This window comes from Zafaria sp. Z1313, from assembly GCF_050563205.1.
In the GTDB taxonomy this organism is placed as follows: Bacteria; Actinomycetota; Actinomycetes; order Actinomycetales; family Micrococcaceae; genus JAZDCJ01.
This window is the reverse complement of sequence record NZ_JBNWUK010000016.1, coordinates 14512-34323: the sequence shown is the minus strand read 5'-3', so window position 1 is coordinate 34323 and position 19812 is coordinate 14512. Positions and strand designations below refer to the sequence as shown.

The 19812-nt window shown below is 73.2% G+C and carries 18 protein-coding genes; 10 read left to right on the top strand and 8 right to left on the bottom strand.

The window, feature by feature from the left end:
• Positions 1-20: 20 nt before the first annotated feature.
• Genes ACQ3I4_RS13235 through ACQ3I4_RS13225 form a run of 3 tightly spaced genes read right to left on the bottom strand, consistent with a single transcriptional unit; the run spans position 21 to position 5028 of the window.
• The gene (locus tag ACQ3I4_RS13235) at positions 21-1478 is read right to left on the bottom strand and encodes a peptide MFS transporter (protein ID WP_430633715.1); all 1458 of its coding nucleotides are present in this window, start codon (positions 1476-1478) and stop codon (positions 21-23) included.
• Between the two features lie 52 nt (positions 1479-1530).
• A complete protein-coding gene (locus ACQ3I4_RS13230; RefSeq protein ID WP_329861923.1) occupies positions 1531-2970 on the bottom strand; it encodes an amidase in 1440 nt (479 codons plus the stop codon).
• A 3-nt stretch (positions 2971-2973) separates the two neighbouring features.
• Complete coding sequence (locus tag ACQ3I4_RS13225) at positions 2974-5028, bottom strand: ABC1 kinase family protein (protein WP_430633714.1); 2055 nt, start codon at positions 5026-5028, stop codon at positions 2974-2976.
• 81 nt (positions 5029-5109) lie between these two features.
• Here ACQ3I4_RS13225 and ACQ3I4_RS13220 point away from each other — a divergent pair, with 81 nt between their 5' ends.
• Together ACQ3I4_RS13220 and pheA are read left to right on the top strand one after the other, a co-directional pair.
• Positions 5110-5436 carry a rhodanese-like domain-containing protein gene (locus tag ACQ3I4_RS13220; protein ID WP_430633713.1) on the top strand — a complete coding sequence of 109 codons (327 nt, stop codon included), beginning with the start codon at positions 5110-5112 and terminating at the stop codon, positions 5434-5436.
• Positions 5433-6398, top strand: coding sequence for a prephenate dehydratase (gene pheA / locus ACQ3I4_RS13215; protein WP_430633712.1), 966 nt, complete (start codon positions 5433-5435; stop codon positions 6396-6398). Before ACQ3I4_RS13220 ends, pheA begins: the two co-directional genes overlap by 4 nt.
• Here the strand turns inward: pheA and ACQ3I4_RS13210 are convergent.
• Entirely contained in the window at positions 6395-7450 is a 1056-nt protein-coding gene (locus ACQ3I4_RS13210) for a diacylglycerol/lipid kinase family protein (protein WP_329861919.1), read from the bottom strand. The two genes, pheA and ACQ3I4_RS13210, sit on opposite strands and share 4 nt — an antisense overlap.
• A gap of 39 nt (positions 7451-7489) precedes the next feature.
• On the opposite strand from ACQ3I4_RS13210, the gene serS reads away from it, so the two are divergent.
• The 3 genes from serS (at position 7490) to ACQ3I4_RS13195 (ending at position 10597) form a co-directional block, all read left to right on the top strand.
• A complete protein-coding gene (gene serS / locus ACQ3I4_RS13205; protein WP_329861918.1) occupies positions 7490-8776 on the top strand; it encodes a serine--tRNA ligase in 1287 nt (428 codons plus the stop codon).
• A gap of 130 nt (positions 8777-8906) precedes the next feature.
• The gene (locus ACQ3I4_RS13200; protein WP_329861917.1) at positions 8907-9758 is read left to right on the top strand and encodes an HAD family hydrolase; all 852 of its coding nucleotides are present in this window, start codon (positions 8907-8909) and stop codon (positions 9756-9758) included.
• An 80-nt stretch (positions 9759-9838) separates the two neighbouring features.
• Positions 9839-10597, top strand: a complete 759-nt coding sequence (locus ACQ3I4_RS13195; protein ID WP_329861916.1) for a MerR family transcriptional regulator — start codon at positions 9839-9841, stop codon at positions 10595-10597.
• Positions 10598-10726: 129 nt separating this feature from the next.
• Here the strand turns inward: ACQ3I4_RS13195 and ACQ3I4_RS13190 are convergent, their stop codons facing one another.
• From ACQ3I4_RS13190 to ACQ3I4_RS13180, 3 genes are all read right to left on the bottom strand, one after another.
• The gene (locus tag ACQ3I4_RS13190) at positions 10727-11146 is read right to left on the bottom strand and encodes a DUF1761 domain-containing protein (protein WP_329861915.1); all 420 of its coding nucleotides are present in this window, start codon (positions 11144-11146) and stop codon (positions 10727-10729) included.
• Between the two features lie 165 nt (positions 11147-11311).
• Complete coding sequence (locus tag ACQ3I4_RS13185) at positions 11312-11950, bottom strand: hypothetical protein (protein WP_329861914.1); 639 nt, start codon at positions 11948-11950, stop codon at positions 11312-11314.
• A gap of 20 nt (positions 11951-11970) precedes the next feature.
• Positions 11971-12663, bottom strand: coding sequence for a YczE/YyaS/YitT family protein (locus tag ACQ3I4_RS13180; RefSeq protein ID WP_329861913.1), 693 nt, complete (start codon positions 12661-12663; stop codon positions 11971-11973).
• A 60-nt stretch (positions 12664-12723) separates the two neighbouring features.
• On the opposite strand from ACQ3I4_RS13180, the gene ACQ3I4_RS13175 reads away from it, so the two are divergent.
• The gene (locus ACQ3I4_RS13175) at positions 12724-14139 is read left to right on the top strand and encodes a PLP-dependent aminotransferase family protein (protein WP_329861912.1); all 1416 of its coding nucleotides are present in this window, start codon (positions 12724-12726) and stop codon (positions 14137-14139) included.
• 38 nt (positions 14140-14177) lie between these two features.
• Here ACQ3I4_RS13175 and ACQ3I4_RS13170 read toward each other — a convergent pair whose 3' ends face one another.
• Positions 14178-14705 (bottom strand): inorganic diphosphatase, encoded by a 528-nt coding sequence (locus ACQ3I4_RS13170; protein ID WP_329861911.1) that lies wholly within the window; start codon positions 14703-14705, stop codon positions 14178-14180.
• A 144-nt stretch (positions 14706-14849) separates the two neighbouring features.
• On the opposite strand from ACQ3I4_RS13170, the gene dacB reads away from it, so the two are divergent.
• From dacB to hpt, 4 genes are all read left to right on the top strand, one after another.
• On the top strand, positions 14850-16490 hold the full coding sequence (dacB, locus tag ACQ3I4_RS13165) for a D-alanyl-D-alanine carboxypeptidase/D-alanyl-D-alanine endopeptidase (protein ID WP_329861910.1): 1641 nt from the start codon (positions 14850-14852) through the stop codon (positions 16488-16490).
• 53 nt (positions 16491-16543) lie between these two features.
• Positions 16544-17689 (top strand): zinc-dependent metalloprotease, encoded by a 1146-nt coding sequence (locus ACQ3I4_RS13160; RefSeq protein WP_329861909.1) that lies wholly within the window; start codon positions 16544-16546, stop codon positions 17687-17689.
• A gap of 60 nt (positions 17690-17749) precedes the next feature.
• Positions 17750-18934, top strand: a complete 1185-nt coding sequence (gene tilS, locus ACQ3I4_RS13155; RefSeq protein ID WP_329861908.1) for a tRNA lysidine(34) synthetase TilS — start codon at positions 17750-17752, stop codon at positions 18932-18934.
• 199 nt (positions 18935-19133) lie between these two features.
• Positions 19134-19685, top strand: coding sequence for a hypoxanthine phosphoribosyltransferase (hpt, locus tag ACQ3I4_RS13150; RefSeq protein ID WP_329861907.1), 552 nt, complete (start codon positions 19134-19136; stop codon positions 19683-19685).
• Positions 19686-19812 lie beyond the last annotated feature (127 nt).

Sequence of the window (19812 nt, the reverse complement as noted above, 5' to 3'; positions counted from 1 at the left end):
CCGGTCCGGGACCGGCCGGGCTACTTGACCCCGGACATGAGCCGCTTGATCGCCGGCGTGGCGAACGCGAGGGCGACGCCCAGGGCGATCGAGGTGCCGCCGAGGGCCACGAAGTACGGGACCTCGTTGCCCTCCGTGTAGAAGCCGGCCAGGATGCCCGCGAGCGTCGTGCCGAGGGAGACGGAGAGGTAGAAGAGCGCGATCATCTGCGTCGTGAACGCGACCGGGGCCAGCTTGGTCGCCACGGACAGGCCGATCGGGCTCAGCAGCAGCTCCGCCCACGTGCACAGCAGCAGGATGCCCACGAGCGCGAGCAGCGGCGTCATGGACAGCGACTCGAGCGGGATGAACGCGAGGTAGGCGATCCCGATGACCACGAGGGCGGCCCCGAACTTCAGCGGGGTCGACGGCTGGCGCTCGCCCATCCTCGTCCACAGCGCGGCGAAGACGGCCGCGAAGACGATGATGAACACGGGGTTGATGGACTGGACCCAGCTCGGCGGCATCTCCCAGCCGAACAGGCTGCGGTCGAGGCGCTGCTCCGCGTACACGGCGATGAACGTGAACTGCTGCTGGAACAGCGCCCAGAACGCGGCCGAGGCGATGTAGAGCGGGATGAACGCGCCCACGCGGCGCCGTTCCGTCCCCGTGACCTTCTTCGAGGACAGGATCACCACGAAGTACGCGACCGACGCGGCGATGACCGTCATGGCGATCGTGTTGGCGAGGTTGTCCGGGTTCACGACGCCCGTGGCGAGCAGCGCCACGACGACGGCCAGCGCGGCGAGGAACACGAGGCCGTAGCGCAGGCCCTGTTCGCGCGGCAGCGGGTTCGCGACGTGGTGGGTGGACTCCGGAAGCTTCTTGCGCCCGGCCGCGTAGACGGCCAGGCCCACGGCCATGCCGATCGCGGCGAGCCCGAAGCCGAAGTGGAAGCCGTGTTCGACCATGAGCAGGCCCGTCAGCAGCGGTCCGATCAGCGCGCCGATGTTCACGCCCATGTAGAAGATGGAGAAGCCGGCGTCGCGGCGCGTGTCCTGCGGCGAGTACAGCGAGCCGACGAGCGAGGTGGCGGTCGCCTTGACGCCGCCGGAGCCGACGGCCACGAGCAGGAGGCCGACCGCGAGGCCGAGCCCGCCCGGCAGCACCGCCAGGGCGATGTGCCCCGCCATGACGATCAGCGCGGTGTAGAAGAGCACGCGCTCCGAGCCGAGCAGGCGGTCCGCCACCCAGGCGCCGAAGATGGTGCTCAGGTACACCCCGCCGCCGTACGCGCCGACGAGGCTCAGGGCCAGGCCCTGGTCCATGCCGAGCCCGCCGTCGGTGACGGAGTAGTACATGTAGTACGCGAGGATGCCCTGCATCCCGTAGAAGGAGAAGCGTTCCCACAGTTCGACGCTGAAGAGGTTGAACAGCATCCGCGGGTGCCCGAAGAACGTGGCTTCGGACCCCGCGCGGGGAGAGGTTGAAGTGGTCATTTACCCGATTTTCCGCCGCGGACCGGCGCAATGCCCACTTCTGTGCGGCGGATCACACGCCCTCGAGCTGGGCGAGCAGGCCCAGCAGGAACGCCTCAGAGCCGGCCCGGCCGATGAGCTGCACGCCCATCGAGAGCCCGCCGGCGGTGGTGTGCGTGGGCAGGACGGCGGCCGGGAGCCCGGAGACGTTGACCATGGACGTGAACGGCGTGAAGAGGCACTGCAGCCGGTAGTCGTCGTCCGCGCCGTGGGCCGTGAAGTAGCCGATCGGCGGCGGCAGGTGCGCCAGGGCCGGCGTCAACACGGCGTCGTACCGGCCCCACTGGGCGCGGCAGTCCTCGGCGATCTTGCGCAGGATCCGCGCCGCCGATTCCTTCTGTGGCGCGGGCGTGCGCGCCGCGCGGTCCCGGAAGTCCCGCGCGAGCCGGGTCAGGTAGGGCTCCCCGGCCGTGGGGATGGGCGCCTCCGCGAGCCCCGCGGTCCAGATGGTCTGGAAGGCCGGAGCGTAGCGGTTGTCGTAGCGCAGGTCCGCGTCCTCGACGTGGTGCCCCGCGCGTTCCAGGAGCACGACGCCGCGGCGCAGCGCCTCCCCGGCGTCCGCGTCCAGAGCGGTCGGGTAGTAGGGGTCGAACGGGGAGCGCGTGCTCAACCCGATGCGCAGGGGGCGCCCGCCGCCCGGATCCGCGCGCAGCGCGGCGGCGAGATGGCGTCCGACGCCGGGCGCGGCCCCGGCGTCGTCCCCTCCTGGATCCCCGACGAGGGCGTCCAGGAGCAGGGCCACGTCGGCGGCGTTGCGGGCGATCGGACCGGACACGGCGAGCCGCGGCGCGCCCCACTGGTCCTCGGTGCCGTTGACCAGGTCCGCGGGGACCGTCCCGAAGCCCGGCTTGAGGCCCACGAGCCCGCACGCCGCCGCCGGGATGCGGATGGACCCGCCGCCGTCGTTCCCCGGGGAGAAGGGCAGCATGCCCGCCGCGACGGCCGCCGCCGTCCCGCCGGAGGACCCTCCCGGGGTCAGCTCCGGGTCCAGCGGGTTCCGGGCCGGCGGCGCGATCCGGTTCTCCGAGTACGCGTTGAGGCCGAACTCCGGGATCTGCGTCTTGCCCAGGCTCACGGCGCCCGCCGCCCGCAGCCGCGCCGGCACCGCGTGGTCGGCCTCCGCCGTCTGCGCGGGGACGGCCGCCGAGCCGAACGTCGTGGGGACCCCCGCGACCTCCCAGAGGTCCTTGTAGGCCACGGGCATCCCGTGCAGCGGGGGCAGCGGTTCCGGGTTCGCGCGGCCGCCCGGGGCGTTCCGGGCCGCGGCCCACGCCTGGTCGGCGCGCCCCGCCTCCTCGAGCGCGGCGTCGGCGGTGACCGTGACGAAGCTGCGCAGGCGAGGGTTCAGCTCCTCGATCCGGCGCAGATAGTGCTCGGCCGCCTCGCGCGCGGAGACGGTCCCGTCCGCGAGCGCGTCGCGCAGCCGCAGCGCGGTGGTCGATGCGAGGTCCATGGCTCAGCCCCCGGCCCTTCTGTCCGGATCGGACGCGTCGTAGCGGTCCCGCTGGAAGACCAGGACCACGGCCCGCAGGGCCAGGATGAAGCCCATGAAGAGCAGGAGGTAGCCGAAGAACGCGTGGGTGCGGATGTTATCGGTCAGGAACGGCCCGGTCTCGGTGGCGATCAGGACGATCGCCCCGAGCGTCGCGGCCCCCGCGAGGATCGCCACGACGACCTGCTGGACCAGGCGGTTCAGGAAGCCGCGGTCCGCCGCATGTGCGAGAACGCGGACGTTGACGGAGAGCCGGCCCTCCTCGAGGTCCTCGGTGATCTTCGAGACGCGGCGCGGCAGGGTGGACAGCGCGGGCAGCAGGTGCAGGGCGCGCGTCTCGAGGGCCTCCTTCCATCCGCCGGGGCCGATCGCGGCGCCGGCGATCCGGCGTCCCTCCTCGCGGGCGGCCTGGACGACGTCGAGCGCCGGGTCGATGAGCGCGAGCGTACCCTCGAGCGCGGCGAGGGCGCGGAACGCGGCGGCGATCTGCTGCGGGACCGTGAAGCCGTGCTGGATCACGAGGGCGAAGAGGGAGGTGAAGAGCTCGGAGCCGCCGCGGCCCGCGAAGCCGTTGCGGTAGCGGACCATGAGCTGGCCCAGCGAGCGCTCGAAGCCGCGGGCGTCGAAGTCCGCGGGGCGGTCCAGGAGGTCCAGGAGCGCGTCGGTGGCGAGCTGGTTGTCGTTCTTGTCGATCGCGAGCAGGAGCAGGCCGAGCGCCTGCTGGCTCAAGGGGTCCAGCCGGCCCACCGAGCCGAAGTCCAGCAGGGCCAGCGTGCCGGAGTCGAGCAGGAGGATGTTGCCCGGGTGCAGGTCGGCGTGGAAGACGCCGTCGGAGGCGATCTGGTGCAGGGTGGCGCGCAGCAGCCCGGAGCCGAGCCCCGCCCGCGCGTCCGGCCCCAGGGCCCCGAGCGCTTCCGCGGCGTTCCCGACGGGCGTTCCGCGCAGTTCGTCCATGACCAGCAGCCGGCGGCTGCACCACTGCTCGTGCAGGTCCGGGACGGTGATCTCGTAGCCGGAGAGCGAACGCTGCACGGCCCGCATGTTCTCGGCCTCGACAAGGTAGTCGAGCTCCTCGTGGAGGGAGTCCACGAAGCCCTCCGCCAGGCGGGCGACGCCCAGCTGGCGCGCCCACGGCGCCGAGCGCTCGAGCCAGCCCGCGAGCTGGAGGATGATCCCGGCGTCGCGCGTGACCTGGGCGACCGCCGAGGGCCGCTGGACCTTCACGACGACGCGTTCACCGCCGTGCAGCACGGCGCGGTGGACCTGCGCCACCGAGGCGGAGGCGAGCGGTTCCTCCTCGAGCGCGGCGAAGGCCTCGCCGGCCGGACGGCCCAGGCTGGATTCGATCGCGGCGAGCGTCGACGGCCACGGCTCCGGCTGGGCGTTGGTCTGCAGCCGGGACAGCTCGCGGATGAACGGGGCCGGGAGCAGGTCGTGGCGCGTGGAGAGCATCTGGCCGAGCTTCACGAACGTCACGCCCGCCTCCTCGAGGGCGGCGCGGAGCTCGCGGGCCGTGGCGTGCTCGGCGGCCGGGCGGTGGCGGCGGTCCAGTCCGCGGACCTGGGCCAGGAGGCCGTGGCGGACGGCGATGCGCATGACTTGCAGGTAGCGGCCGGTGCGCTGGCGGCGGGTCTTCCAGCCCGTGAACAGGGCCAGCGGGCTGGGGACGGTGCCCGTGGGCACGGCGATCTCCAGGACCATGAGGACGGCGACGCCGAGGGCGAAGATCCACAGCAGGGCGAGGAGGCCGAACATCACCGCGACCACGGGGGAGGCGTTGAGGCCCGTCGCGTCGCCGATGTCCGCCGCGACCCAGAGGTACTGCACCGCCCAGCTGAGCACCGTGGACATGGCCAGGCCCACGAGGATCGAGCGGGGCCAGCCGACCGGGACGCCCAGGACGCGGCGGGCGATCGCGGCGACGATCCAGGCCTGCAGCAGCAGGAACCCGGCGGCCAGGACCGCGCCCAGGACGACGCCGACGCCGCTCAGCGCCTGGAGGCCGGCAGAGGGGTCCATCGCGGTCCTTCATCTTGGGAGGGGGTGCGATTCCCACTATAGGCTGGGGTGGTTCGGGCGCCATCAACCAGAAGGATCATCATGAGCGAGTTCGAAACCGTCCAGGTCACGGAGGTTCCCGCGGGGGCCAAGGTCCTCGACGTGCGCGAGGACTACGAGTGGAACGAGGGCCACGTTGCCGGCGCCGTCCACATTCCCATGAACGAGATCCCGGTCCGGCTCGAGGAACTCGACCCGGACGAGGACACCTACGTCATCTGCCGCACCGGCGGGCGCAGCGCGCAGGTCGCGGCCTACCTGACTGGACAGGGCTATACGGCGTTCAACGTCGCCGGGGGCAGCGGCGAGTGGTTCGAGCACGGACTGCCGATGGCCAGCGAGAACGGCCTGGAACCGAACGTCCGATGAGTCCATCCAGCGGTTCCGACGACGCCGCGGCCGTCTACACCTACCTCGGACCGGCGGGGACGTTCACCGAGGCCGCGCTGCTGCGGATCCCCGGGGCGGCCGACGCCGAGCGCGTCCCCTCGACGTCCGTGAACTCGGCGTTGGACAAGGTCCGCTCCGGCGGGGTCACGGCGGCGATGGTGCCCATCGAGAACTCCGTCGAGGGCGGGGTCTCCGCGACGCTGGACGCGATCGCGACGGGCGGTGCCCTGCAGATCGTCGCCGAGGTCCTCGTGCCCATCACGTTCGTGCTCGTCGTCCGCGACGGCATCACCGAGCTCGGGCAGATCCGCACCGTCGCCACGCACGGCCACGCCTGGGCGCAATGCCGCGGCTGGGCGGAGGAGAACATCCCGCGGGCCGAGTTCGTCCCCGCGTCCTCCACGGCCGCCGGGGCGCTGTCCCTCCTCGAACCGGACGCCGCCTACGACGCCTCGATCTGCTCGCCGCTGGTCGCCGAGGAGAACCCCTTGGCCGTGCTGCGGTCCGGGATCGAGGACAACGCCGGGGCCGTGACGCGGTTCGTCCTCGTCGGCCGCCCGGGCTCCCTGCCGCCCGCGACGGGTAGCGACAAGACCACCGTGGTGATCCCGCTGCCGGAGGACCACCCGGGCGCGCTCATGGAGATCCTGGAGCAGTTCGCCGCCCGCGGCGTGAACCTCAGCCGGATCGAATCGCGCCCCACGGGGCAGAAGATGGGCGACTACTTCTTCTCCGTCGACGCCCACGGCCACGTCGACGAGGCCCGCATGGCGGACGCGCTCGCCGGCCTGCACCGGATCAGCCCCGCCATCCGCTTCCTCGGCTCCTACCCGTCCGCCGAGCAGAGCGAAGTGTCCCGGCCGTCCGTGGCCCGGCACAACACCGACGAGGCCTTCGCCCAGGCCCACGCCTGGGTCCGCGGGCTGCGCGGGGGAAGCTAGGCGGGCTGCGGAACGCGGATGCGCAGGGCCTTCGGGCGGACCTGCGCCTGCAGGGCCACGACCTCGCCGGTCGTGTCGCCGTCCAACTGCGAGCCGATGGGCTCCGGGAGGACGATCCGGACCGCGCGGGCCTGGTAGTAGTCGACGATGGGGATCCGCCGCCGGCTGCGCAGGGCGGTCTTCGCCGCGATCCACAGCCAGCCCGCCACCGAGCGGGGGCTCATCACCACGACGTCCAGCAGGCCGTCGTCGACCCGCGCATCCGGGACGAGCTCCACCCCGCCCTGCAGCTTGCCGCAATTGGCGATCATCACCGAACGCACCTTCCGGGACTGCAGCGGGCCGCCGTCCAGCGAGATCTGGACCGTGCTGCGCTGGCCCGGCAGGTGGCGCATCGCCGCCTCAGCGTAGGCCATGTGGCCCACCTTGGCCTTGAGCTCCGCGTTGGTGTCGTTCATGATGTCCGCGTCGAATCCGATGCCCGCGATCACGAGGAAGACGTGCTCCTCGAGGGAACCGTCCGCGCCCTCGAGCGTGATCGCCACCGCGTCGATGTCCCGCGGCGCGCCGCCCAGGGCGGTCGCCACCGCGGCCGGCAGGTCCTCCACGTCGAAGTCCAGGTTACGGGCCAGGAGGTTCCCCGTCCCCAGCGGGAGCAGGCCCATCACGGCGTCCTTCCCGGCCAGGACCTCCGCCACCTCGCGGACCGTGCCGTCCCCGCCCGCGGCGACCACGAGCGTGCACCCCGCCGCGAGCGCGTCCACCGCCATCGCGTGGCCCGGGTCCTCCACCGTGGTCTCGAAGACGAGCGGCTCCTCCAGACCCGAGTCCGCGCAGACGGAACGGAGCAGCGCGAGGGCCCGTTCGGCGTCGTTCTTCGAAGGATTCAGGACCACGCCCACCTTGTGCTGCTCCGTCAGGGAGCGGGCGACGACGGGCGCGTCCTCGATGTGGGCGATCCGGGACTTCAGCTTGCGCACGGACCAGAGGCTGACCAGCGCGATCACGAGCGCGGCGGCGACGAGGACGAGGGCGAGGATCTCAAGGGGCATGGTGGAACCAGACTAGCCGCCATTCGGTAACCTGTACTGGTGATCGACGTCAAAGAACTCGTGGAACAGCCCGACCTCTTCCGCGCCTCGCAGCGCTTCCGCGGAGGCGACGAGTCCCTCGTGGACCGGATCGTCGCCGCCGACGCCTCCCGCCGCGAGTCGATCACGGCCTTCGAGACCCTCCGCGCCGAGCAGAACGCCTTCGGCAAGAGGGTCGCCCAGGCCAAGGGCGAGGAGAAGCAGGCGCTCCTGGCCGAGGTGAAGGAGCTCGCGCGCCGGGTCAAGGAGGCCGAGGCGTCCTCGCAGGCCGCCCAGGAGGAGCTGACCGCGTTGCAACGTGCGTTCCCGAACCTCGTCCAGGACGGGGCGCCCGCCGGCGGCGAGGAGGACTTCACCGTCGTCAAGACCGTGGGAACCCCCCGCGACTTCGCCGCCGAGGGGTTCGAGGCGCGGGACCACCTCGAGCTCGGCGAACTGCTCGGCGCGATCGACATGGAGCGCGGCGCCAAGGTCTCCGGATCCCGCTTCTACTTCCTCAAGGGCGTCGGCGCGCGGCTCGAGATCGCCCTCATGAACATGGCCCTGGACCAGGCCGTCGCCAACGGATTCATCCCCGTCATCACGCCCACCCTGGTCCGGCCCGAGACCATGCAGGGCACCGGATTCGACGTCGAGCACGACGACGAGATCTACCGCCTCGAGCGCGACGACCTCTACCTCGTGGGGACCTCCGAGGTCGCGCTCGCCGGCTACCACGCCAACGAGATCATCGACCTGGCCGAGGGGCCCACCCGCTACGCCGGCTGGTCCTCCTGCTACCGCCGCGAGGCCGGATCCGCCGGCAAGGACACCCGCGGGATCATCCGCGTCCACCAGTTCAACAAGCTGGAGATGTTCGTCTACTGCTCCGTCGAGGACGCCGCCGCCGAACACGCCCGGCTCCTGGCCTGGGAGGAGGAGATGCTCGCCAAGGTGGAGCTGCCCTACCGCGTCATCGACACCGCCGCCGGCGACCTCGGCATGAGCGCCGCCCGGAAGTTCGACTGCGAGGCCTGGGTCCCCACCCAGGACGCCTACCGCGAGCTGACCTCCACCTCCAACTGCACCACCTTCCAGGCCCGGCGGCTCAACATCCGCGAGCGCACCGTCGACGCGGAGGGCAAGCCCGGGCGCACCCGCCCCGTCGCGACGCTCAACGGCACCCTCGCCACCACGCGCTGGATCGTGGCCATCCTCGAGCACCACCAGAACCCGGACGGCTCCGTGAACGTGCCGGCCGCGCTGCGCCCCTACCTGGGCGGGCTCGAGGTCCTGCCCGTCCTCTGAGGTGGACGACCGGCGTCGTCCGCGTAAACACCCACACTGTGGCTGAAGCTGTGGGTATTCACGGGGTATTCACCCTCCGGGTGACGCCGGTTATGCCGTCGCGTCGGGGCACAATGGTTCACTAGGGGGTATGACATTGACGACTGACTCCGGCATCGAAGACCGGACCGAAGACCAGAACCCCGGCGGATCCGCACGCAAGATGGTGTGCCTCGACGTCGACGGAACGCTCGTGGACCACGAGGGCCACATGTCCGACGCCGTGAAGCGCGCCGCGCGCGCCGTCGTCCGGGCCGGCCACGAGGTGGTGGTCTCCACGGGCCGCTCCCTCGGCGCCACCCTGCCCATCGTGGAGCTGCTCGGCATCGACCGCGGCTACGCCGTGTGCTGCAACGGCGGCGTGACCGTGAAGATCGATCCCGGGCTGCCCGGCGGCTACGAGGTCGTGGACCGCAAGACCTTCGACCCCGCCCCCGCCCTCAAGGCGCTGCGGGAAAGCCTGCCGACGGCCAAGTACGCCCTCGAGGACGACCAGGGCAACTTCCTCTCCACCGAGCGCTTCCAGGACGCCAGCTTCGGCGTCGAGGCGACGGGCGTGACGTTCGAGGAGCTGCTGGGGGCCACGGCCGTGCGCCTCGTCGTGTTCTCGACGGACTCCACGGCCGAGGAGTTCGGCGAGGCGGTCGGCGCGATCGGCCTGCACGGGGTCACCTATTCCGTGGGCTGGACCGCGTGGCTGGACATCGCCGCCGAGGGCATCAACAAGGCCAGCGGCGTCGAGGTGCTCCGGGCCTCGATGGGCATCGAACCGGCCCACACCGTGGCCGTGGGCGACGGCCGCAACGACATCGAGATGCTCGAATGGGCCGGCCGGGGCGTCGCCATGGGTCAGGCGCCGGACGAGGTCAAGAACGCGGCCGACGAGGTCACGGCCGACGTGGACGACGACGGCCTCGTCCGGGTCCTCCGCAGCCTCGTCTAGCCCGACGCCGTCCGCCCTTGACCTTGACGTAGCGTCAACTTGTAGCGTTTCCTCATCGACAATCGACAGGGGCGCACCGCATGGAGTGGTCCATCCACCAAGTCGCCGGGATCGCCGGGACGACAAGCCGAACGCTGCGCCACTACGGCGACGAGGGGCTGCTCGAGCCGAGCCGTCTCGGGGCGAACGGCTACCGCTACTACGGGCGGGACGAGCTCGTGCGCCTGCAGCGCATCCTGCTGCTGCGCGGCCTCGGGCTCGGGCTGCCCGCGATCCGGGAGGTCCTGGACCGGCCGGACGCGGTGGAGGATGCGCTCGAGGAGCACGCGGCCCGGCTCCGCTCGGAGCGGGACCGGCTGGCCCGGATGATCGCGTCGGTGGAGAAGACCATCACGGCGGTGCGCCACGGAGGAGACATCATGGCAGAGGACATGTTCGACGGATTCGACCACACCGCCCACCGGGCGGAGGTCGAGGAGCGCTGGGGCCGGGAGGCGTACGCGCGCGGCGACGCGTGGTGGCGCGGGCTCGACGCCGGCGAACGCGCGCAGTGGAAGGCCCGCGTATCCCGGCTCTCGGCCGACTGGGCCGCGGCCGCGGCGGCGGGGATCGCGCCGGATTCCCCGGAGGCGCAGGAGCTGGCGCGCCGGCATGTCGACTGGCTGAGGGGTGTTCCCGGGACGCCGGCGGGCACGGCCGACGGCGATCTCAAGGGCTACCTGGCCGGCCTCGGCCAGATGTACGTGGCGGACGAGCGCTTCGCGGCGAACTACGGCGGGCTCGACGGCGCACGCTTCGTCCGCGACGCGCTGGCGCACTACGCCGCGTCGAACCTCTGAGCTGCGCGGGCCCTCCCCGCCCACGGTCCCCGTTCCCGCGCACCTTTAGGGACTCCTGCGCGTCTTTGGCCCGGCTACAACCCGCTGACCTGCAGCGGGTGGATTGGTTGAACCTAAAAGTGCGCGGGGTCAGGTGCCGAAGAGGCCGATCACGAGGCACATCACCAGCACCGTGACGAGCTCGTGGACGCAATTGAGGACGGTGAGGCCCACGGGCCGGCCCTCGAACGCGTCGTGCGTGATGAAGCGCGCCGCGGTGAACCCGGCCCACAGGATCACGCCCGTGACGAACACGTTCGCCAGGAAGTTCCCGCCGTAGAACTCGTGGGCGATCGCCGCGGAGCCGGCCAGCACCCATGCGGAGACGAAGCTGACGACGAGCGTCACGAGGATCGGGCCCACGGCGTCCATGGCGTTCCCGCTCGGCGTGACCTTGGCGACGCGCATCCAGTAGTTCCCGAACACCTTCGGGGTGTACCAGACGGAGCCGACCACCATGGTGGATAGGGTCGCGACGATGACGGCCCAGAGGTTGATCTCGGGAACCATGGGACTCTCCTTCTGTGGCCCGGGCCCGGAACGCCGGAAAACCGGCGCTGACTAGAGTGTACGGCCGCCAAGTCCCGCCGCCTAGGGCCGCCTTCCGGGGTGCCGGCCACGCGCCGCCGGGGAGGGTGCGACGCCGCGGCCCGGCTCCGGCGTCGTACCCCCGCCTCAGGCGCGGGGAGCGTAGGGGTAGGCGCCCGCGGGCAGCGCCTCCGGTCCCGCGACGAGGCCGAGGAGGCGCGCCGCGGCCGGGCGGCAGTCCCACTCCTCGTTCCAGTGCGAGCGCACGACGGCCTTGGACACGGCCTGCGTGGTGATGCCGAGCTCGTCGGCGATGGCGCGCTGCTGGCCGCGGACGCCGGGGACCATGAGGTCCAGGACGGCCCATTCCGCCTCCGTGCGTGTGGCGACGATCTGGCCGATCAGGCGCAGCACGGCCTGCGCCTGCGCCGCGGCCCCCGCGTCCGGGCCGGCGACGGCCAGCGGGATGCGCTCCCCGGTGCGGCGCGCCCGGTCCACGGCGCGGCGCGCGTAGACGAGCCCGAAGCCCTCCGCGTGCGCGATGTCCTCGGGGAGCGGGACGTGGAGGGAGCCGACGCCGATGCCGACGTGCCAGCGCCGGGCGCGCAGGGCGGTCATGGCGGCGTCGACCGCGGTCTTCGGCTCCGCGACGACGCCGATCGCCTCGTCGCCCACGGAGCGCTGGAACGCGATGAGCGTGGGCAGCCCGGCGAGCGAGGCGGTGAGCTCGTCGACGCGGTCCCCGGCCTCGCGGGAATCGCGCTGGTTGATGGTCAGGACGTACATGGCACCAGTGTGCCGCAGGATCAACCCGATTCGGTTGATTCCGCGAGCGGCGCGCTGGGTGTTGCGGCGCCCGGCAGCTCCACGACGCTCCAGCGCAGGAAGAACTGCGTCGACGGGCCGATCAGCAGGGCGTAGGCCACGGTGCCGAGCCCCACGATGCCGCCGAGCATCCAGCCCGCGGCGAGGACGGCGACCTCGATGCCCGTGCGGACCAGTCGCAGGCTCAGGCCCGTGCGCAGATGCAGGCCGGTCATAAGCCCGTCGCGCGGCCCGGGGCCGAGCTGGCTGCCGATGTAGAGGGCGCCACCGAGGCCGTTGACCGCGAGCGCGGCGGCGACCACGGCGAGCTGCGCCGCCAGGCCGTTGATGGGCGGGATGACGAGCAGCGCCACGTCGGTGGAGACGCCGATCCAGACGACGTTGGCGATGGTCCCGAGTCCCGGCCACTGGCGCAGCGGGATCCACAGCAGGAGCACCGCGAAGCCGACGACGATGATGACCGTGCCCAGGCTCAGCGGAACATGGCGGGCGATGCCGAGGTGCAGCACGTCCCACGGGGCGACGCCGAGCCCCGCCCGGACGAACGCGGCCATCGCCGCGCCGAAGAGGGTCAGGCCCACGAAGAGGCGGAGCAGGCGGGAGGGCATGCGGCCGGCACGGAGCTGCTGGAGCGGTGTCAGCGGCAGGAGCCGGGGAGTGGTGGCGGAACTCATGGAACCATCATGGGAGTAATTGGCCCTTGATTGAAGAGCCAATTACGGAACAATGGCTCTATGACGCCCGCAACACGCCGCCTGCCCGCCGCCCGCCTGAGCACGATGCTCGGCGCGCCGGACGAGGACCGGCCGGCCTACGCCTGGCTCGCCGACGGCGTGCGCAACCTCGTCGCGAACGGGCGCGTCCTGCACGGCACGGCCCTGCCGAGCGAACGCGACCTCGTGGCGGCGATCGGCCTGAGCCGGACCACGGTCTCCCGCGCCTACGCCGAGCTGCGCGACCGCGGCTACGCGAGCGCGCGCGTCGGCTCCGGGACCGTCGTCCAGGTCCCGGGCGGGCCCGCGGCCGGGGGCGGTGAGCCCCTGACCCTCGGGGGCTTCGGCCCCGTGGAGGGCTCCGACGCCGTCGACCTCACGTGCGCCGCCCCGTCGGCGCCGCTCGGCCTGGCGGAGGCCTACGAGGCGGCGCTCGAGCAGTTGCCCGCGTACATCTCCGGCATGGGCTACTACCCGTTGGGCCTGCCCGTGCTGCGCGAGGCCATCGCCGAGCACTACTCGGCGCGCGGGCTGCCGACCGTCCCCGCCCAGGTCGTGGTCACGGCGGGCGCGCTCGCGGGGATCGCGGCCGTCGCCCGCGCCGTGCTGGGCCGGGGCTCGACCGCGCTCGCCGAGAGCCCGTCGTATCCGAACAGCGTGCTGTCGCTGCGCCACCACGGGGTGCGCGTCGCGCCCGTGCCGATCGGCCCGGACGGGACGGACCTCGAGGCGGTCGAGCACGGTCTGCGCACCGTACGGCCGGGGGCCATGCTGTGCCTGCCGGATTTCCACAACCCCACCGGGACCCTGCTGGACGACGCCGGACGGGAGCGTTGGGCGGGCGCCCTGCGGTCCGCGGGCACGGTCGGGATCATCGACGAGACCTCCGCGGCGCTCTGGCTCGACGAAGAGCCGGACGTGTTGCCGATGGGCGCGTTCGCGGCGGACGCGTTCACCGTGGGCAGCTGCAGCAAGTCGCATTGGGGCGGATTGCGGCTGGGCTGGATCCGGGCGCCGCGCTCGCAGGCGGCCGGGCTGGCCCGCGTGCGGATGTCGCTCGACCTCGGCGTCCCGCTGCTCGAGCAGCTCGTGCTGGCCCGGCTCCTGCGGACCTCGCCCGGACTGGTCCCCGAGACGCGCGGGCGCCTGCGCGCCAACCGGGACTGGCTGCACGCCGGGCTCTCGGCGGCCACCGGTTGGGCGGCCCGCGTCCCGGCCGGAGGGCTGGGCCTGTGGTGGAACCTTCCGGCACCGCGGTCCACGGCGCTGGCGGCCGAGACGGCCCGCCACGGCGTGCTCCTGGCGCCGGGCTCCACGTTCGCCGTGGAGGACCACGGGCTCGAGCACTGGATCCGCGTGCCCTACGCCCTGCCGCGCGAGGAGCTGGAGCGGGCCGTCCCGGTCATCGCACGGGCCTGGGACCGAGTGGCCCGTTGACGGACGCCCGTCCGTGGAGTGACGGCTCCTCGACGCGCCTAGTCGACGTCGCGGCCCTGCGGCTCGTCGTCGGCGGACTCCTCGCCGAGCTTCTCGAAGCGCTCGATGGAGCGGGCCAGCTCGGCCTCGGCGGCCTCGCGGCCCTCCCAGCCCTCGGCCTTGACCCACTTGCCCGGCTCGAGGTCCTTGTAGCGGGTGAAGAAGTGCTCGATCTCCTTGATCAGCCACTCGTCGACGTCCCCGAGCTCGCGGATGTGGTCGAAGCGCTTGTCGGTCGGAACGCAGAGCAGCTTGGCGTCGCCGCCGCCGTCGTCGGTCATGTTGAACACGCCGATCGGGCGCGACTCGACGAGCACTCCGGGGACCAGGTCCACGCCCGGGATCCACACCATCGCGTCGAGCGGGTCGCCGTCCTCGCCGAGCGTGTCCTCGAAGTAGCCGTAGTGCGTGGGGTACTGCATCGGGGTGAACAGCACGCGGTCGAGGCGCAGGCGGTGGGTCTCGTGGTCGATCTCGTACTTGACGCGGGATCCGGAGGGGATCTCGATGGTGACGTCGTGGCTCATGGAGCGCTCTCCTCGGAAGGTCGTCGGGCACGGACGCGCCGGCGGGCCGCGCCGGTCCGGCGGCGCACGTGCTCCGTCTAGTCTTTAAGTGGCTGGGGCAAGCGTATATTGCCGCGCCGGACGACGACGACTTCGGAGGTACGGATGAACCGCGGCATGCGGGCGCTCACCTCCGCCCTGCTGGTCCTCGTCGTCGGCGGGCTCGTCGGCCTCCTCGCGTTGAACCTGCTGCCGCAACTGGCCCCCGGCCTCGTTGCCGGCCTCGGCGCGCCGGCGGAGGTGTCCGAGGAGCCGGCCGCCCCGTCCCCGGTCCTGCCGACCGCCTCGCCCACGGCCGTGCCGCTGCTCGACGACGACGCCCCCGCCCCCGACCCGCAGGTCCTCGCGCGGGCCCTGGCCCCGCTCCTCGAGGACGCCGAGGACATGGCCTTCGCGGCCTCGGTCGCGGATGCGGCGACGGGCGAGGTCCTCTACTCCCACGACGCCGACCGGCTCGGCGTGCCCGCGTCGAGCCTCAAGGTGCTCACGGCGGCGGCTGCCCTGGACGTCCTCGGCCCGGCCCGGACCCTGACGACGCGCACGGTCGCCGGCGCGGGGGACACGGTCGTGCTCGTCGGCGGCGGGGACGTGCTGCTGGGCGCCGGGGAATCCACCACGGACGACGCCGGTGCGGGCACCGTGGGGCTGCGCCGGGCCGGTCTGGCGACGCTCGCGGAGCGGACGGCGGAGGCGCTGCTCGACGCGGACGCGGCGTCCGGCGGGCCCGCGGCCGATCCCGCCAGCTACACGGTCGTCCTCGACGACACCTTGTTCAGCGGCCTGGAGCTGAGCCCCACGTGGGACGTCTCCCTGCTCACGAGCTTCAACATCAGCCGCGTGGCCCCGATCGCCCTCTACGGGGCGCGGCGCGACGGCGCGGAAGGCAGCCCGCGCGTCGAGGACCCCGCGATGACGGCGGCCGAGGCGTTCCGCGACGCGCTCGCGGCGGCCCTGGCCCGGCTCCACGCCGAGCGCGCCGAGGCCTCCGCCGAGGCGACGGCCCGTGCGTCCGCGGCGCCGACGCCGTCGGGCACGGCCGCGGTGCCAACGGACGGCGCGGCCCCGGCGTCGTCCTCCCCGTCCTCGGAGTCCGCCTCCCCGCGTGCCGCGGACGCGGCAACCGGGCCCGGGCCGGCTCCCGCGGTCGCCGCCGAGGTGGTCCGCGGGGCGGCCGCGCCGGACGCGCGGGAGCTGGGCGCGGTCGAGTCTGCCCCGCTGCTCGAGCAGCTTCGCTTCCTGAGCGAGGAATCGGACAACTACGCGGCGGAGGCGATGGGCCGGCTCGTGGCGATCGGCTCGGGCGATCCGGCGAGCTTCGGCGGCGCCGCGGAGGCGCTCAAGGACGCGGCGGCCCGGCTCGGGGCGGACACGTCCGGGATGTCGCTCGCCGACTCCTCCGGGCTCTCCGCCGCGAACCGCGTCTCGCCCCGGCAGCTCGTCGAGGTCCTGGCCGGCGCGGCCGGATCGCCGAAGCCCGCCCTGCGCGAGCTGGGCTACCTGCTGCCGGTCGCCGGCGCGAGCGGCACGCTCGAGGAGCGGATGACCGGCGACGCCACACGCGGTCTCGTGAGGGCCAAGACGGGCACGCTCGCCGGCGTGGCGACGCTGACCGGGACCGTGCTGACCCAGGACGGCCGCCTGCTGGCGTTCTCCTTCTTCGGCCATTCCATCCCGGGGGACCTGGGGCCCGCGCGGGCGGCCATGGACCGGGCCGCCGCCATCCTGGCCGGATGCGGGTGCCGCTGAGCCGCGAGCGAAACCACGCGACGCGCCCGCCCATCCGTGATGGGATGGCTCCCATGGAGACCCAGGACACGCCCGCCCCGCCCGCGCCGCTGATCAACTGGGACCTCGCCGCGGCCACGGCGGCACGGCTCACGACGGCCGGACCCAAGTTGAAGACCCGTGAGATCGAGCAGCTTGTCGAGGAACTGCGCGCCCACGCGGACGCCTCCGTCGAGCACGTCCACCGCATCACGGGGCTCGACGCGGCCCGCGGGCTGCGCGACTCCTCCGTGCTCGTGGTGGACCGCTCCTCGTGGGCCAAGGCGAACATCCAGAGCTTCCAGGCGCTCCTGGACCCCGCGCTGCGCCGCCTCGCGGAGACCAAGGGGGACAAGCTCTCCGGCAGCGGCGCGGCGATCGGCGGAGGCGTCACCGGCGCCGAGATGGGCGCCATCCTCTCCTTCCTCGCCTCCAAGGTCCTCGGCCAGTACGATCCCTTCGCCGGGCTCCTGCGCCCCGGGCTGCCCGCGGGCGGCCGCCTGCTCCTCGTTGCCCCGAACATCGTGGAAATCGAGCGGGAGCTCAACGTCGAGCCCGACGATTTCCGGCTCTGGGTCTGCCTGCACGAGCAGACGCACCGCGTGCAGTTCGCGGCCGCCCCGTGGCTGCGGGACCACTTGCGCGAGAACATCGGCGCCCTGACCTCCGGCCTGCTGGACAAGGCCGACGGGCTCGGGGAGCGGCTCAAGGCCGCCGCCCGGGAGGCGCTCGATGCCCGCGCGGGGCGGGCCCCGGCGTCGTCCCCGGAGGACGCTGCGGGGGAGGGGAAGGGCTCCGGCCCGGCGCTCCTGACGGCGCTGCAGGATCCCGAGGACCAGGCGGTGATGAGCCACCTGACCGCCGTGATGAGCCTGCTCGAGGGGCACGCGAACGTCGTGATGGACGCCGTCGACGCGTCGATCGTGCCGAGCGTGAAGACCATCCGCCGGCGTTTCAACCAGCGCGGCGCCAATCGTGGTCCCGTCGAGACGTGGCTGCGGCGCGTCCTCGGGCTCGAGGCGAAGATGCGCCAGTACGCGGACGGGCAGAAGTTCGTCGCGGCCGTCGTCAAGGAGGTCGGGATGGAGGGCTTCAACGCCGTCTGGGAGCGCGCGGAGAACCTGCCGAGCGAGCGGGAGCTGCACCATCCCGAGGAGTGGGTCGCGCGCGTCGCCCGCTGAGCGCCGCCCGTGGTCTCATGGAGTGCATGCAGCCCCGCACCGCCGCCCCGGAGCGCCCCCATGGGCGGTAACCTCCCCGCGCCCGTCGCCGCGGTCCGGAACGCCCTCCGCGCGGCGCTCTCCGGGGACGACGCCGGTTCCTCCTTCCGTCCCCCCCTGACCGGGGTACCGGGGAACGACGCCGGGGCCCCCTCCCGCCCGGACGGTCCGGACGTCCTGGTGGCGTGCAGCGGCGGGGCCGACTCGCTCGCCCTCGCGGCGGCGGCCGGCTTCCTGGCGCGGACGGAGGGGCTGCGGGCCGGGGCGGTCGTCGTCGACCACGGCCTCCAGGCCGGCAGCGCCGAGGCCGCGGACCGGGCCGCCGGCCAGCTGGGCGGGCTCGGGCTGGACCCGGTCCTGCTCCTGCGCGCCGACGTCGCGGAGCCGGGCACCGAGGAGCAGGCCCGCAGCGCGCGCTACGCCGCCTTCGAGGACGCGCTCCGGTCGAGCGGCGCCCGCCTGGTCCTCCTCGGCCACACGCTCGACGACCAGGCCGAACAGGTCCTCCTGGGGCTGGCCCGCGGCTCCGGGACGCGCTCCGTGGCCGGGATGCCCACCCGCCGCGGCCCCTACCTCCGTCCGCTCCTGGCGATCCGTCGCCAGCAGACGGAGGCCGTATGCCGGCACGAGGGCCTGGACTACTGGGAGGACCCGTCCAACCGGGAGCGGACCGCCCTGCGCAACCGGGTGCGCCTCGACGTGCTCCCGTTCCTCGAGGACGCGCTCGGCCCCGGCCTCGCCGAGGCCCTCGCGCGCACCGCCGCGCTCGCCGGGAGGGACGCCGACCACCTCGACGCCGAGGCCGACGCCGCCCTGGCCCGGGTCCTCGTGCAGCCCGCCGAGCCCCCCGGTGTTGGCGCGCCTGGTTCCGGCGCATCCCGTCCTGCCGCCTCCGCACCGGACGCCGCCGGCCTCCCGGGGTCCGCGACCGAGGCGCCCGGGCCGGGCTCCGCCGTCGTCCTGGACCTCGACGCGCTCCGCCTCCTCGGCCCCGCCCTGCGCTCCCGCGTGCTCCGCCTCGCGGCCGTCCGCGCCGGAGGGGAGACCCCCACGCTCGAACGCACGGCCGCGCTCGAGCGGCTCGCGGCCGGCACCGGATCCGCCGGGCCCGTGCAGCTCGCGGGCCACGTGCGGGCCCGCCGGCTCCGCCGCGCCGCCCCGGGCGGGCCGCCGCGGCGCCTCCTGCAGCTGCGGCGCGAACCGTAGCCGCGGCGCAGCGGAATGCTCCGCCATCCGCGCGCCGTTCCCCGCCGGTCGCCGCGCAGCCCGAGGCGCCCCCGCCGGACCCGCACACCCCGGAATCCCGCGGAAGTTGTCCACCGGGCCCCGTGCTGTGGCACCCTTGGAAGCGACGCGCATCCCTTACCGCCCCGGCGCAGGCACCCCCGACCACAGGAGCACCTTCGTGGATTCGAACGACGTCCAGGCCGACCTGGCCCACGTGCTGTACACCAAAGAGCAGATCCAGGAGAAGATCAACGAGCTCGCCGCGCAGATCGACCGCGACTACGAGGGCCGCGACATCCTCGTCGTGGGCGTGCTCAAGGGCGCCGTCATGGTCATGGCCGACCTGGTCCGCGCCCTCCACAGCCACGTCACGATGGACTGGATGGCCGTCTCCTCCTACGGCTCCGGCACCCAGTCCTCCGGCGTCGTGCGGATCCTCAAGGACCTCGACACCGACCTCATGGGCAAGCACGTGCTCATCGTCGAGGACATCATCGACTCCGGCCTGACGCTGTCCTGGCTCAAGGCCAACCTGATCTCCCGCGGCCCCGCCTCGGTCGAGATCTGCACGCTCCTGCGCAAGCCCGAGGCCGCCAAGGTGGAGATCGACGTCAAGTACGTCGGCATGGACATCCCCAACGAGTTCGTCGTGGGCTACGGCCTCGACTTCGCAGAGAAGTACCGCAACCTGGACTTCATCGGCACGCTCGCGCCGCACGTCTACGCCTGATCCACTCACCGGAGCCGCGCCCCGGGCCCGCCTGCGGGGGACCGGGGCGGGACGACGCCGGGGCGTTGCGCCCCGCTACGCCCTGAGGGAACTTTTGCCGCGCGCCATGCGTGAAGAGGTGCGGTGG